Origin of the sequence: Streptomyces sp. NBC_00483 (assembly GCF_036013745.1) — a bacterium.
Taxonomy (GTDB): domain Bacteria; phylum Actinomycetota; class Actinomycetes; order Streptomycetales; family Streptomycetaceae; genus Streptomyces.
In genome coordinates, this window is sequence record NZ_CP107880.1 from 4,130,287 (window position 1) to 4,144,366 (window position 14,080).

The following is a 14,080-nucleotide window of genomic DNA, read 5'->3' on the forward strand; positions in this document are numbered from 1 at the left end:
GGGGGCGCTGCTCAGGCCGCCGCGGCCAGCCGCTCGGCCTCGCGCACCGCCTCCACCAGGGTGTCGACGACGGGAGCGCCCACCCCTTCGAGACTGGCCCTGCTGTGCGAGCCGCCGGTGTAGAGCACGGCCTGCGCGCCCGCGGCGATCGCCGCCACGGCGTCGTCCGCGGCGTCCCCGATGACCACGGTCCGCTCCGGGGCCACGCCGTCGAGGACCTTCAGGTGCCGCACCATGTACTCGGTCTTGCTGCCGCCAGAGGGGCCCGTCCGCCCGTCGACGCGCACGAACCGCTCGGCGATGCCCAACTGGCTTACCAGCGGCACGAGTTGCTCGTGTCCGGCCATGCTGAGGATGGACTGGCTGCGCCCGGCCTCCTGCCAGCCGGCGAGCAGCAGCTCGACGCCCTCGGTGAGCCGGCAGTCCACCGCGTACCGCTCGTAGTGCTGGTGGAACGCGCCGTCCATCGCCGTCCACTCGGCCGGGGTGGGCAGCCGGCCCATCAGCCGCTCGTAGAACTTGGGGATGGGGATGCAGTACAGCTCGCGGTACTTCTCCAGCGTGATCGGTTCGAGCCCGACCGCCGCGAAGGCCGCGTTGCTGGCGCGTATGACCGCCTCGTTGTCGTGGAACAGCGTGCCGTTCCAGTCCCAGACGATGTGTGTGCCCGTGTGCATCCCGAAGTGCCTCCCCATGACAAGAAACTACCCACCCCTGAGGCGGATCCCTCAGCGATCGCCCTAGGGCCCTAGGCCCTGTCGTCAAACTCCCGTCTGCCCGGCGACGCCTGGCACGCACGCTCGCGGCGTTGCCGAAAAGTCCTAGTAGCTCCGCTACGAGGACTTCCCGGCGCCTTGCGATCGCACGCCCCAGACGCCGCCGGGCCGCCCTCCGGGCGACGACGGGAGTTGGAGTTTGACGACAGGACCTAGCCCACGAGGCCCGGGATCTCCTGCGTGGCGAACCACAGCAGGTCGTGGTCCTCGGCGCCGTCCACGACGAACTGCGCGTCGTCGTCGCCCCGGTCGGCCGCGGCGAGCGCCTCTGCGGCGGCCGCCACATCGGCGTCGGCGTCGCCCGAGTCGACGTGCACGGCGGCGACCTTCGCCAGCGGCACCGTCTCGCGCACCGTCAGCTCGCCGAGCGCGCCCTGCTCGCCTCCGCGGTCCTGGTCGGCGACGGCGGCCCCGTCCGGCACGTCCACCGCGACGACGACCCGGCGGCGCGCGGCAGCGGGGTCGGCGGCGACGAGCCGCAGCGAGGCGAGCGCGGCCCGATTGAGCGCCGCGTACTCCAGCTCCTCGATGTCCTCGGACCGGTACCACTCGCGCAGCGCGGGCGTCACGGCGAAGGCGGTGACGGGCGCGGGCCCGATCTCGCCGGCCTTGTACGCCTCTGCGAGTCGAGGCAGGGACAGAGGTACGTACACGCGCATGGTCCGGCTGCTTTCTGCTCTGCGTCGGGGGCTTCAGGATACGTGGGGGCGTCCCCCTTCGGGCCGCCACCCGCGTCCGCCCGGGCGTCAACGCCCACCCACGGCCGACCTCCGTACGCTCCCGGGGGCCGGGCCCTCGCGCCGCCCCGGTCACCCTGATAGGCGAACCCACCGCCGCACCCCGGCTCCGCCCACCGGCGCTTGCCGCCGCACCCCCGGCCTCGTACAAGATCCTCACGAGGAGTTACCGGTCGGTATCGGGAGGCGTCATGCAGAAGGTCATGAACAGGCGGGGGCCACGCGGAAACACCCGGCCGCCCACCCGCCGCGACAGCCGTCGCCCCGGCGCGGTTCCGCGGCGCGTCCCACCACAGGTCCCGCCGCACCCCACCGAGCTGTTCACCCAGCGCCTGCTCCTGGTGCTCAGCGGCGACAGGCCCCTGCACTGGTTCGCCCGCCACGCCGCGCACCAGGCCTTCGACGACCTGCTCTGGCTGGTGGAACGCCGCACCCTGCTGCCCGGCGCGGGGCCCCGCCCGACCGTGCACGGCATCGGCCACTTCGAACCCGCCCCCGGCAGCTACGAAGTGTTCGCCCGCATCGCGGTCGGCCCCCGGCTGCACGCCCTGGCCTTCCGGCTCGCCCTGGGCGAGGACCAGCGGTGGCGCTGCACGGCGGTGGAACTGGGCGGCCGACCCCCACGGGACGACGTCGAGTGACACAAAAGGGGCCGGGCACACCGTGCCCGGCCCCTTTTCAAACTGATGTCACTTCTTGCGGCGGCGGCCCTTCTGCTGCTTGCGCCGCTCGGCGCGGGTCAGCCCGTCCGCAGAGGAGCGCGTGGGCCCGCCGCCCTCGGTCACGAAGTCGCCCTCGTCGACACCGCCCTCGGCGTTCGGCGCCTGGAAGTGCAGCCGGTCGGGACGCTGCGGAGTGTCCAGGCCCTTGGCCCGGATCTCCGGACGGCCCCCGGCCTGCGCCGGCACCGCGTCCTGCTTCTCCAGGTTCGCCGCCGGCGCCGTGTCCGCCACCGGGACCTCCTCGACCTGCTGCTCGACCTGGACCTCCAGGTTGAACAGGTAGCCGACGGACTCCTCCTTGATGCCCTCCATCATGGCGGTGAACATGTCGAAGCCCTCGCGCTGGTACTCGACCAGCGGGTCCTTCTGCGCCATGGCGCGCAGGCCGATGCCCTCCTGGAGGTAGTCCATCTCGTAGAGGTGCTCACGCCACTTGCGGTCGAGCACGCTCAGCACGACCCGGCGCTCCAGCTCACGCATGATCTCGGACCCGAGCTGCTCCTCGCGCGCCTCGTACTGCGCGTGGATGTCGTCCTTGACGGCCTCGCCGATGAACTCGGCGGTGAGACCGGCCCGGTCCCCCACCTCGTCCTCGAGCTCCTCCACGGTGACCTTGATCGGGTAGAGCTGCTTGAACGCGCCCCACAGCCGGTCGAGGTCCCACTCCTCGGCGAAGCCCTCGGCGGTCTCGGCGCCGATGTAGGCGTCGATCGTGTCGTCCATGAAGTGCTGCACCTGCTCGTGCAGGTCCTCGCCCTCCAGGACGCGGCGGCGCTCGCCGTAGATGACCTCGCGCTGCCGGTTGAGCACCTCGTCGTACTTCAGGACGTTCTTACGCGTCTCGAAGTTCTGCTGCTCGACCTGCGACTGGGCGGAGGCGATGGCGCGGGTCACCATCTTGTTCTCGATCGGGACGTCGTCCGGCACGTTGGCCATCGACATCACGCGCTCGACCATCTGCGCCTTGAAGAGCCGCATGAGGTCGTCGCCGAGCGACAGGTAGAAGCGGGACTCACCGGGGTCGCCCTGACGACCGGAACGACCGCGCAGCTGGTTGTCGATACGCCGCGACTCGTGCCGCTCCGTACCGAGAACGTAGAGCCCGCCGAGGTCCTTGACCTCCTCGAACTCGGCCTTGACCGCCTGCTCGGCCTTCTCCAGGGCGGCGGGCAGCGCGGCCGCCCACTCCTCGACGTGCTCGACCGGGTCGAGACCCATCTGCCGCAGCTCCGCCTCGGCCAGGTCGTCCGGGTTGCCACCGAGCTTGATGTCGGTACCACGGCCTGCCATGTTCGTGGCGACGGTGACGGCGCCCTTGCGGCCCGCCTGGGCGATGATCGGCGCCTCACGGTCGTGCTGCTTGGCGTTGAGCACCTCGTGCTGGACGCCGCGCTTGGCGAGCTGCTGCGAGAGGTACTCGGACTTCTCGACGGAGGTCGTACCGACGAGGATCGGCTGCCCCTTGCCGTGCTTCTCGGCGATGTCGTCGACCACCGCGTCGAACTTGGCGACCTCGGTGCGGTAGATCAGGTCGGCCTGGTCCGCACGGACCATCGGCCTGTTGGTCGGGATCGGGACGACGCCGAGCTTGTAGATCTGGTGGAACTCGGCGGCCTCGGTCATCGCCGTACCGGTCATGCCGGAGAGCTTGTCGTAGAGACGGAAGAAGTTCTGCAGGGTGATGGTCGCCAGGGTCTGATTCTCATCCTTGATGTCCACCCCTTCCTTCGCCTCGATCGCCTGGTGCATGCCCTCGTTGTAGCGGCGGCCGGCGAGGATACGGCCGGTGTGCTCGTCGACGATCATGACTTCGCCGTCGATGACGACGTAGTCCTTGTCCTTCTTGAAGAGTTCCTTGGCCTTGATGGCGTTGTTCAGGTAACCCACGAGCGGCGTGTTGACCGACTCGTAGAGGTTGTCGATCCCGAGCCAGTCCTCGACCTTGGCGACACCCGGCTCATGGATGGCCACGGTGCGCTTCTTCTCGTCGACCTCGTAGTCGCCGGTCTCCTCGATGCCCTTCAGCGTGTTGCCCGCCTCGCCCTTCTTGAGGCGGGTGACGAGCTTGGCGAAGTCGCCGTACCACTTCGTGGCCTGGTCGGCGGGGCCGGAGATGATCAGCGGCGTACGGGCCTCGTCGACGAGGATGGAGTCGACCTCGTCGACCACCGCGAAGTTGTGGCCGCGCTGGACGAGCTCGTCCTGGGACCACGCCATGTTGTCGCGGAGGTAGTCGAAGCCGAACTCGTTGTTCGTGCCGTACGTGATGTCGCAGTTGTACATCTCGCGGCGCTGCGCCGGGTTCATGTTCGCGAGGATGCAGCCGACGGACAGGCCGAGGAACTTGTGAACGCGGCCCATCATCTCGGAGTCGCGCTCGGCCAGGTAGTCGTTCACCGTGATCAGGTGGACGCCCTTGCCGGACAGCGCGTTCAGATACGTCGGCAGCGTGCCGACCAGGGTCTTGCCCTCACCGGTCTTCATCTCCGCCACGTAGCCGAGGTGGAGCGCGGCGCCACCCATCAGCTGCACGTCGTAGGGGCGCTGGCCCAGCACACGGCGGGCGGCCTCACGGACGGTGGCGAACGCCTCGGGCAGCAGGTCGTCGAGGGTCTCGCCGTCCTCCAACCGCTGCTTGTACTCGTCCGTGAGTGCGCGCAGCTCGGCGTCGGAGAGACTCTCGAAGTCCTCTTCGATGGAGTTGACCTGGTCCGCGATGCGGTGCAGCTTGCGCAGGATCTTGCCTTCGCCTGCACGCATGATCTTCTGGAGGACGGACACGGGGGTTGGTCTCCTTGCCGGTCGGGCCTGGCACGGTCGGTTTTCTCTGAAACTTCTAAGTATTACTGGGGACTACCAAGGACTACTAGAGCAACGGCCATCGTATGCGAGGACCCCACCGTGCCGGGAGGTCTGCCATGAGGTCCAACGCGCGGGCCGCCGCGAAGGTGCCGGTATGGACCATGAAAAGTCGTGGCGCCCCCGTCGCGTGCCGAGCAGAATCGGGCGATGGACCCCGTGACGCTGACCACCGACCGCCTGCAGTTGCGCACCTTCGTGCCCGCCGACATCGACGAGGTGTACGCCGCGGCCCAGGATCCCGAGATCCAGCGCTGGACCACGATTCCCTCGCCGTACGCGCGCGTGGACGCCGAATACTTCGTCAACCGTGTCGTCGCGGACGGCTGGCTCGGTGACACGGAGTACACATTCGCGATACGCACGGAGGGCAGCGGCCCGGTGGTCGGCGCGGTCTCCCTCCACCACCCGCGCGCGGGTGCCTGGGAAGTCGGCTTCTGGACGGCCAAGCGGTTCCGGGGCCGCGGCTATATGACGGAGGCCGTCCTGGGCGTGGCCCGCTGGGCCTTCACCGACCTCTCCTGTCCACGCCTGGAGTGGCGCGCGGAGGTCGGCAACGTGGGCTCCCTCACGGTGGCGGAACGCGCGGGCTTCACCCTGGAGGCCACCCTCCGAGCAGGCCTGCCCAACAAGGGCGTCCTCCGCGACTGCTGGCTCGCCTCCCTCCTCCCCACCGACCTGAACCTCCCCACCCCACTGCCATACCTCCCGGCTCCGAACTGACCAGCTGCCTCCGCCGCAGCCCACCCCCGGCGCCGCCCCCACCCCGTTGTCAGACCCGGCCTCTATCGTTCCGGCCATGACGACCTCGCCGCGTCCCGCGCCCACTTTGTCCGCCGACGAAGCCCGCCGCATCGCCCTCCGCGCCCAAGGCTTCCTCGGCGCCCCCGACCGCAAAGCCGGGGTACGTGGCGTACTCCGGCACCTCGGCGCGGTCCAGCTCGACACGATCTCCGTCCTTGCCCGCTCGCACGAGCTGATCCCCTACGCCCGCCTGGGCGCGGTCCCCCGGACCAAGGTCGAGTCGGCGTACTGGACGCCGGGCGCGGCCCCGTCCTCCGCCCCCCACGCCTTCGAATACTGGTCGCACGCCGCCTGCGTGCTCCCCATCGAGGAATGGCCGCACTTCGCCTTCCGCCGCCGCGCCTACCGCTCCCGCCCCCACTGGCACCACCACCTCCCCGACGGCGCGTACGACCAGGTGATCAAGCAACTCCGCGCGGAAGGCCCACTCACCGCCACGGAACTGGGCGGCACGAAGAACAAGGGCGAGTGGTGGGACTGGTCCGAGTCGAAGATCGCCGTCGAGCGCGCGCTGATGTACGGCGAGGTGGTCTGCGTGGAGCGCCGCGGCTGGAGGCGGATCTACGACCTGGCGGAGCGCGCGATCCCGTCGCCCCTCCTGCACGACGACCTCGACGACGCGGAGTGCGTCCGCCGCCTGGTCCGCCAGGCCGGCGAGGCCCTCGGCGTCGGCACGCGCGCGGACATCGCGGACTACCACCGCCTGAAGAGCGACCAGTTCGACGCGGTGATCGAGGACACCGGCCTCGTCCCGGTCACGGTGGAGGGCTGGGGCGGCAAGCCCGCCTGGGCCGACGCCACGGCCCTGGAATCAGCGCCCCGCGGCCGCCACCGCACCACGCTCCTGTCCCCCTTCGACTCCCTGATCTGGGAGCGCGCCCGTACCGAGCGGATCTTCGGCTTCACGCACCGCCTGGAGGCCTACGTCCCGAAGCCGAAGCGGATCCACGGCTACTTCGCGATGCCGGTCCTGTCCGGCGGCCGCCTGGTGGGCCGCGTGGACCCCGCGCGAGCGGGCAGCACCCTGGTCGCCAAGCAGGTCTCCCTGGACGGCCCGAAGGCCGTACCGGCGGTGGCGGCGGCGCTCCACGAAGCGGCGAGCTGGGTCGGCTGCGACAGCGTAAGAGTGGAGCGCATGGAGTCGGCGCCCTTGAAGAAGGCCCTGCTCGAAGCCCTGCGCTAGCAGCCCTGCGCTCGCGGCTTCACCCCAGGAGCCCGGCCCCAGGAGCCCCGCCCTACCGGATCTCCAGGATCTTCTCCCGCATCGCGTACACCACGGCCTCCATCCTGGAGTGCAGCTGCAGCTTCTCCAGGATGTTGCGCACATGGTTCTTCACGGTGTTCTCGGAGATGAACAACTCCTTGGCGATGTCCCGGTTGTTCATGCCCGTCGCCACCAGCTTGAGCACCTCGAGCTCCCGGTCGGTCAGCCGGGGCGCGGGCACGAGCCGGCGCTCGTCCGTGCGCTGGATCATCGACTTGAACTCGGTGAGCAGCTTCGACGCCATGGACGGGCTGATCTGCGACTGCCCGTCGGCCACGGCGCGAATGGCCGTGGCCACCTCGTCGGTCGAGATCTCCTTCAGCAGATATCCCGTCGCGCCCGCCTTGATCGCGTCGTAGAGATCGGCTTCCTCATCGCTGATCGTCAACATGATGATCTTGGCGCTGGGCGCCACCTCCTTGATGGAGGTGCACGCCTCGATGCCGCCTCTCTTGGGCATCCGTACGTCCATGAGGACGATGTCCGGCAGCAGATCGGCCGCCTTGTCCACGGCCTCCGCCCCGTCGCCCGCCTCACCGACGACCAGGATGTCCTCCTCGGCCTTGAGGACGATCTCCAGGCCGCGCCGGAACAGGGCATGGTCGTCCACCACAAGCACCCGGATGGGTTCCTCGCGCGAGGATCCGGCATCCGGCCCCGTGTCGGCGCCGTCCTCGCCGGCACCGGCGTCCTCGCCCCGCATCAGTCCGAAGCTGTCCGCCATCGTTCCTCCCCCTGAAGGCCGCGGCCTGTCTTCCTGTGCCGCGCCAACCCGAGGCACCAGCACGCCGGTTGACCCGGCGCCGCCATGATTTCATGCTCCGGCGTCGGCGCGATGGCCGTGCGGTGCACCAGGGGGTCGCACAAGGGTGCCCCTGGGGGCGCACACGCACCTCAGGGGCACCCGATGAGTGGGTGTCAGTTGTGGTCAGCCGCCGATTGCGTCGCCCCCGTCGGCTCCCCTGACCTGGGAGACCATGGGGTCGGTGCTGAGGTGGATGACGCCGTAGTCGTAGGCGTGCCGCCGGTAGACGACGCTTGGTTCCTTCGTCTCGGAGTCGACGAACAGATAGAAGTCGTGCCCGACCAGCTCCATCTCGTAGAGCGCCTGATCGAGCGTCATGGGTGCCGCCACGTGGGTCTTCTCACGGACGACGAGCGGGCCCTCGCCCTTGACCTCCAGCGAGCCCATCTTGGTGGTCGGTACGCCGTCGGGCTCGGCCTCTTCGGTCTTGGCGATCGTGCCGTCCCCGTTGAGCAGGGCGGCGTCCGGAACGTGCTCGGCGACCTCTGCCGCAGAGATCCGCTTGCCGCGCCGCGACGACCGCTTGTCGTGCTCCTTGCGCAGGCGTGCGTCGAGCTTGTCCGTGGCCAGGTCCAGCGCCGCGTACGGGTCGCTTGCCGCGGCCTCTGCCCTGATCACCGGGCCACGCGTGCGCAGTGTGATCTCCACGCGCTCGCACCGGTCCGCCTGTCGGGGGTTCGGCTCCTTGGACACCTCAACGTCGAGGCTGATCACCTTGCCGTCGAGCTTCTGGATCTTCTCCAGCTTCAGCTTCTCGGCCACGTGCTTACGGAACCGCTCTGGTACTTCGGTCTTGCGGCCCTTGACGACGATGTCCACGCAGAACTCCGTTCCCGGATAGCCCCGCTCCTTGGGCGGAGCATCTCCCTCTTGCACCAGACTCCGGCCACTTCCGGAGTCTCGGACTCGGTGACTTCCACCTCCTCCTCCCCCGTGGACAAGATCTACACCCCACCACGACGAGTGATTGCGAAATTGTCTGTGCAATGCGCCTGACACGGCAATCCAATGGTGAGGAGTGGCTCAGACCTTTCCTGCCGAGTTCCTCACAACCGAACATATCTCGCCCGGACGGTTGTCGGCACCCTCTACTGACACGTACCTCCAACCGAGCGAAAGAACCCTGTCTCTACCTGCAACGATGCAGATTCCCAACTAGTTCCGGTTTATTTCGAAGGATTCCGGAGACGCGGCCACCACGGCCGCCCGAAACGCGATCCCGGCGATCTCGCCGGCCTTTCCCGGGCCCGCCTCGGAGCGGCCCCGATCCGACTCGCGTTCCCTATCGATCTTCACGTAACCGGTCGCGGCCGCTATTGCGCGCGCCGCCTCCGCGAGAGAAGCACCCGTCGTGATCAGGTCGTCGACCAGCACGATCCGGCCAATTCCAGTGAGCAACGCGCTGCCACCGCCCACCACTTCCAGCGCGCCCGTCACATTCACCAGCCGCTGCCGGGCGTCCAGGCCCGACTGGTCGGCCACCGCTCGCCGCTGCCGCAGCACGGCCAGCACCCGCGCCGGGACACCCGCACGGCGCAGCTCGGCCGCCGCCGCGTACGCGATCCGCCGCGTCGGGTCGTGACCGCGCGCCCGCACGGCCCGCGGCGCGGACGGCACAGGGACGAGCGTCACGGGGCCCACAGGGCCGCCAGGAGCCCGCCCGGCCCCGCCACCCCACTCGACCCCGCCGTCCACGAGTCCGGCCCGCACAGCCCCGGCCAGCGCCTCGCCCAGCGGCCGGGCGAGGCCGAGCGCACCACGCTCCTTGTGGGCGAGGAGCACGGCCCGCACCGCGTTCCGGTACGGGACGGCGCCGAACACGACCGGCATCCCCGGCGGAGCCGGTCGCGGCCGCACCCGGCTCGGCACAGCGCCGCGCAACGCCGCCGAGCACCGCGCGCACAGCGTCGTACGAGATCTGCCACAGCCGGCACACTCGGCCGGCAGCACCAGATCGGAGAAGTCCTGCCACCACCCCCGCATACCCACCACTGTGCCGACCCGCGGGCCGCCCCACCAGCCCTGTGGACAACGCCCTGTGGACAACTCGACGGTTGTGAACAGGGGTTGAACTCGTGTGGGTGACACCCGGGCCGACGGCCCTCGTCGCTACCCCGGATAGACCGGAGCCGTCCCGTCCTTCAGCACCGACTGCCACGCCGCCCCGGAGGGCAGGCGGACGATGCCGTCGTCGGAGTGCGCGAGCAGCGGCAGTTCGTCGTTGTCCGACGCCGCGATCTCGCTGACCCTGGTCAGACCCGGCAGCGCCTGCCCGGTCGGCGTCGATCCGTCGCTCAGCACGTACTGCATCTGCTGCAGCCCACCGGGCTCCCGGCCGACGACGACGAGCCGGCTGTCGCCCGCCCACGACACGGCCGTCACCTCTTCCATCTGCGGTGCCGCCTGGCGCAGTTCGGTCACCGAGACCTCCGTGTCGCCGTTCGCGTCGGCGTGCCGCTCGACGCGCCCGATCCACAGCGACGTGGTGTCCTCCTCCGACACAAGGAGTCCGATGCGCGCTCCGTCGGCGGACGCCTTCACCGTCTCGATGGTGGCGTCGTCGCCGAGCCCCTCGACCCGGACCTTCTGCACCTTGTCCGCCTGCCCCTGGCCGAACATCAGCAGCCGCCGGTGCTTCGGATCGCGGTCGGCCACCCACAGATCGCCGTTCCCGTCCCAACTGGGCGTCGTGAAGCCGTTCTTCTCCGCCTTGGCGTGGCTGCTCGCGACCGGGTCCCCCAGCGAGGCACCGGCGATCAGCGACGCCACGTACAGCGAGCGCCCGTCGTTCGAGACCCCCGCCGCGCGCTCCTGGTCGCGCGAGACGGCCACGGAACGCAGCACCTGCTCGCCCTCGCCCAGCGGCCCCGGCACCTGCTCGGGGCTCTTGTCGGACCTGCTCTTGCCCGGCATCCGCACCAGGCGGCCCTTGGCGTCGAGGAAGTACTGGTCCGGGACGCGCCCGGTGGAGCGCGGCGCCGCGAGGGCGTCCGCCCCGTCCTCGGTCATCGCACACATGAACCGGCCGTCGGAACGCTTCAGTTCCACCTCGTTCACGCTCGACGACGACAGGTCCCGCAGCGAGAACAGCAGTTGGGCCGCCATCTCCTTGCACTTGGCCTGCCCGGCCCTGCTGCCCGCCTCGTTCAGCGGCACCGTCAGCTTGTTGGCGTCGTCCGGCGCCAGCGAGTCGGTGCCCTTCTTCAGCGCGGCATGCGTCGGAAACGCCGTCCGCACCACCGGATTCAGCCAGCGCGTCGGCCCCTGCAACAGCTCCTTGACGGTCTCCGTCAGCGGGTCGGTCCACTGCCGTACGAAGACGGGGTCCGCGACCAGGCGCCGCTGCCCGGCCTCACCGCCCGACGTCGAATCCACCGCGTAGTAGTACTTGTTGACGGAGCTGTAGATCCGCTGGAAGTCGGACTCGCCGAGAACGACCCCCTCCGGGAGGGCGTCGATCCGCCACTGCTTGCCCTTGGAGGTGTTCACCTGCGTCAGGTGCAGATCCCCCTGGTACGCCCCGCCCCGCGGCTGGTACGCCTGCTGCTGGTCGACCGTGGCGACCTGCTTGCCGGTCAGTTCGTAGGAGCGGCCGTCGTTCCCCGAATTCGGCCGGCCCGTCGGGCGCGTGCTGGGGCCGTCGTCGAGCACCACGGTCTGCCGCTTGGGCTCCCAGTTCTTCGCGGCCTTCGACGTCAGGTACTTGCGCGCCATCGTGTACGAGGGGTCGTCACTGGTCAGCGCCTCCAGGAAGCCCTCGACGATGGAGGAGGGCCCGACGTCGTCCTTCGGCGGCAGGGCGAAGACGCGCACCTGTGAGTCCGGGCGCTGCGAGGCCTCGACCGATTCGAGGCCCCCGTTGTCCGGCATCGACGCGCAGCCGGCGAGTACGAGCGCACCGCACCCGGCCAGCATTCCGGCCCGCATCCCGCGCCGCTGCCGCGGCACCCGCTGTTCATCCACGACCGCCATCGCTCCCCTCACCGCGCGATGTCGCCGCGGTCCGCTCGGTACGCGCCCGCGCGGGCGCCCCGGGTTCCGCCGACGCCTCGCCGTCCGCCACGCGCGGCCCGCCGCGCTCGTCACGCCCACCGTGCCCGTCCGGGGCACCGTGCTCGTCACGGTCCTCGGCCTGCCGCGGCTCGCCCGCCGCCCCGCCGCGCGCCACCACGCGCGCACCGCTGCCGGGCAGCGCCGTGGGATCGGCGGACACCGCCGCCTGCGCGGGGCGCGGGGCGATCGGAGCCTTGGCCGGTACGGGCGGCGCCTGGGCCGGCACGGTGGCGAGCTTCTTGCCGTCGGCGCCCGGCAGCCCGGCGTCACCGAGTCCCCGATTGCGCCGCGAATCCTCCGGCTCCAGCGGTATCGGCGAACCGCGCAGCGCCTCGTCCACCGTCCTCGGCAACGTGAGCCGGAACTGTGAGCCGCCGCCCGGCTCGCCCCAGGCCTGCAGCCACCCTCCGTGCAGCCGCGCGTCCTCCAGGGCGATCGACAGGCCGAGCCCGGTACCGCCCGTAGTACGCGCGCGTGCCGGGTCGGCCCGCCAGAAGCGGCTGAACACGCGGGTCGCCTCACCGGGCTTGAGTCCCACTCCGTAGTCGCGCACAGCGACGGCGACCGCGCCTCCCGCGGTCGCGAGCCGCACCACGACGTCCTGGCCGTCGCCGTGCTCCACGGCGTTCACCACCAGGTTGCGCAGCACGCGCTCCACGCGCCGCGCGTCCGCCTCTGCGACCACCGGCTGGTCGTCGCCGACGATCCGGATGTGCGTGCCCTTGCGCTCCGCGAGCGGCTCGGCGCCGCCCACCACGCGCCGTACGACCTCCCGCAGATCTATCGGCTCGGCCTCCAGCGCGGCGGCCCCGGCATCGAACCGGCTGATCTCCAGCAGGTCGGCCAGCAGCGACTCGAACCGGTCCAGCTGGTCGGCCAGCAACTCCGCGGACCGCGCGGTCACCGGATCGAAGTCGACCCGCGCCTCATGGATGACATCGGCGGCCATCCGTACGGTCGTCAGCGGCGTACGCAGCTCATGGCTCACGTCCGAGACGAACCGCCGCTGCATCCGCGACAGGTCCTCGAGCTGCTGGATCTTCAGATAGAGGTTCTGCGCCATCTTGTTGAAGGCCTCGCCCAGGCGCGCGATGTCGTCCTCGCCCGTGACCTTCATACGTTCCTGGAGGCGGCCCGCGGAGAGCCGCTCGGCGACCCCCGCCGCCATCCGCACCGGCGTGACGACCTGCCGCACGACGAGCCAGGCGATGGCCCCGAGCAGCACCACGACGAAGAGTCCGGCCGTCGCGAGCGTCCCCTTGACCAGGCCGAGAGACTTCTCCTCCTGCGTCAGCGGGAAGAGGTAATACAGCTGATAGGCGTGCCCCTGCGGATCGTTGAGCCGCTTGCCGACGACGAGACCCGGCTGCGCGTCCTTGCCGCCGTCGTAGACGATCTTCGTGTACTGCTGCGACGCGCCGGCGATCCGGTCGACCTGCCCCCGCAGGTCGTCGGGCACGCTGCGGTTCGGGTCCACCAGACCGGAGCCGCGCGGCGCCCGCCCGTTGCCACTGTCGGCATCGTTCGAGCTGAGGGTCACGACGTCGAACGCGCCCTTGCCACCACTCGCGAGCTGCGTGACGAGCTCGCTCATCCAGTTGTTGGGGTTCAACGTGGTGCGACTGTCACCGGACGCACCGTCCCGCACCCCGGCCGCCGCGGAGTCCGCCTTGTCCTTGGCCGCGCGGAAACCGCCCTCGGCCTGACTCTGCGAAGCCTTCACCTTGGCGTCGAGCAGCCCGTTGCGCACCGAGCCGATGACGACGATGCCGAGCAACAGCACGACACCGAGCGACATCAGCAGCGTCGTGACGACGACCTTCAGCTGGATGTTCCGCCGCCACAGCCGCATCGCGGGCAGCAACGGACGCCGCACCCAGCGGGCGAACAGGCGCAGCACAGGGCTGCCCTTCATACCGCCCTGGAGCAGCAGGCCCCCGTCGACGGCCCGGCGCAGCCGTGACCCCCGAGCGGCGGTGGGCCCCGCCGCGGGTCCCACAGGCCGCTCCGGGCGGGACCCCGCGGCCCCGGGCGCCGAAGCGGCACTGTTTCGGGACACG

At 70.4% G+C, this 14,080-nt stretch carries 11 protein-coding genes; 3 read left to right on the plus strand and 8 right to left on the minus strand.

Annotated features, from left to right (window positions below; translation table 11 throughout):
• Nucleotides 1–11: 11 nt before the first annotated feature.
• Both OHA73_RS18230 and OHA73_RS18235 read right to left on the minus strand, forming a co-directional pair.
• Complete coding sequence (locus OHA73_RS18230) at nucleotides 12–695, minus strand: HAD family hydrolase (RefSeq protein WP_327655558.1); 684 nt, start codon at nucleotides 693–695, stop codon at nucleotides 12–14.
• A gap of 233 nt (nucleotides 696–928) precedes the next feature.
• Nucleotides 929–1,435 (minus strand): DUF6912 family protein, encoded by a 507-nt coding sequence (locus tag OHA73_RS18235; RefSeq protein WP_327655559.1) that lies wholly within the window; start codon nucleotides 1,433–1,435, stop codon nucleotides 929–931.
• A 269-nt stretch (nucleotides 1,436–1,704) separates the two neighbouring features.
• Here OHA73_RS18235 and OHA73_RS18240 point away from each other — a divergent pair, with 269 nt between their 5' ends.
• Nucleotides 1,705–2,154 carry an Rv3235 family protein gene (locus tag OHA73_RS18240; RefSeq protein WP_327655560.1) on the plus strand — a complete coding sequence of 150 codons (450 nt, stop codon included), beginning with the start codon at nucleotides 1,705–1,707 and terminating at the stop codon, nucleotides 2,152–2,154.
• 48 nt (nucleotides 2,155–2,202) lie between these two features.
• On the opposite strand, the gene secA is transcribed toward OHA73_RS18240, so the two are convergent.
• The gene (secA, locus tag OHA73_RS18245; protein ID WP_266710913.1) at nucleotides 2,203–5,016 is read right to left on the minus strand and encodes a preprotein translocase subunit SecA; all 2,814 of its coding nucleotides are present in this window, start codon (nucleotides 5,014–5,016) and stop codon (nucleotides 2,203–2,205) included.
• 228 nt (nucleotides 5,017–5,244) lie between these two features.
• Here secA and OHA73_RS18250 point away from each other — a divergent pair, with 228 nt between their 5' ends.
• A complete protein-coding gene (locus OHA73_RS18250; RefSeq protein ID WP_266710914.1) occupies nucleotides 5,245–5,817 on the plus strand; it encodes a GNAT family N-acetyltransferase in 573 nt (190 codons plus the stop codon).
• A gap of 76 nt (nucleotides 5,818–5,893) precedes the next feature.
• The gene (locus OHA73_RS18255) at nucleotides 5,894–7,081 is read left to right on the plus strand and encodes a winged helix-turn-helix domain-containing protein (RefSeq protein WP_267070241.1); all 1,188 of its coding nucleotides are present in this window, start codon (nucleotides 5,894–5,896) and stop codon (nucleotides 7,079–7,081) included.
• A gap of 52 nt (nucleotides 7,082–7,133) precedes the next feature.
• Here OHA73_RS18255 and OHA73_RS18260 read toward each other — a convergent pair whose 3' ends face one another.
• From OHA73_RS18260 to mtrB, 5 genes are all read right to left on the minus strand, one after another.
• The gene (locus OHA73_RS18260; protein WP_266710916.1) at nucleotides 7,134–7,886 is read right to left on the minus strand and encodes a response regulator; all 753 of its coding nucleotides are present in this window, start codon (nucleotides 7,884–7,886) and stop codon (nucleotides 7,134–7,136) included.
• A gap of 204 nt (nucleotides 7,887–8,090) precedes the next feature.
• Nucleotides 8,091–8,786, minus strand: coding sequence for a ribosome hibernation-promoting factor, HPF/YfiA family (gene hpf, locus OHA73_RS18265; protein WP_267070240.1), 696 nt, complete (start codon nucleotides 8,784–8,786; stop codon nucleotides 8,091–8,093).
• A 336-nt stretch (nucleotides 8,787–9,122) separates the two neighbouring features.
• Nucleotides 9,123–9,950 (minus strand): ComF family protein, encoded by an 828-nt coding sequence (locus OHA73_RS18270; protein ID WP_267070239.1) that lies wholly within the window; start codon nucleotides 9,948–9,950, stop codon nucleotides 9,123–9,125.
• A gap of 126 nt (nucleotides 9,951–10,076) precedes the next feature.
• Nucleotides 10,077–11,939, minus strand: coding sequence for an LpqB family beta-propeller domain-containing protein (locus OHA73_RS18275; RefSeq protein WP_327655561.1), 1,863 nt, complete (start codon nucleotides 11,937–11,939; stop codon nucleotides 10,077–10,079).
• Complete coding sequence (mtrB, locus tag OHA73_RS18280; RefSeq protein WP_327655562.1) at nucleotides 11,923–14,079, minus strand: MtrAB system histidine kinase MtrB; 2,157 nt, start codon at nucleotides 14,077–14,079, stop codon at nucleotides 11,923–11,925. The genes OHA73_RS18275 and mtrB overlap by 17 nt, the downstream gene beginning before the upstream one ends.
• Between the last annotated feature and the right edge of the window lies 1 nt (nucleotide 14,080).